1 protein-coding gene is annotated in these 514 nt (G+C 56.2%); it reads left to right on the forward strand.

From position 1 onward, the window contains the following. The coding region (locus tag P0D73_RS46705; protein WP_408436535.1) for a PDDEXK nuclease domain-containing protein at nt 1-387 on the forward strand (387 nt) is incomplete at its 5' end. Between the last annotated feature and the right edge of the window lie 127 nt (nt 388-514).

Below are 514 nucleotides of genomic sequence, written 5' to 3' on the forward strand. Positions count from 1 at the left end.
TTCACATTCGTGGCCCGCCAGAAGCGGCTGCAGATTGATAACGATGATTTCTACATCGATCTGCTTTTCTACAACCGCAAGCTCAAGCGGCTCGTGGCAATCGAACTGAAGCTTGGCTCATTCAAGGCTGAATACAAGAGCCAGATGGAACTGTATCTACGCTGGCTGGCGAAACACGAACAGGAACCTGACGACCTGCCGCCACTTGGGATTATTTTGTGCGCCGGCAAGAAACAGGAGCAGATCGAACTGCTCGAACTGGACAGGAGCGGCATCCACGTCGCTGAATACCTGACCGTGCTGCCTTCCCGCGAGACCTTGCAGGCCAAACTTCACCAGTCAATCGAGGCAGCGCGGCTGCGGTTGCGGCCCAAGCCGGAAAAATGAGGTTCTAGCGTGCTTCCTTCGGCGCTGATCGCGGAACCGCTGAGACATAAGCCCGGAACGATGAACGGTTTGCAGCGGAGAGTCGCTTTCACAGCAATGCACGAATACGACCGCAACCGCCGCCGCT

It is taken from the genome of Paraburkholderia sp. RL18-101-BIB-B (assembly GCF_046026985.1).
GTDB lineage: Bacteria > Pseudomonadota > Gammaproteobacteria > Burkholderiales > Burkholderiaceae > Paraburkholderia.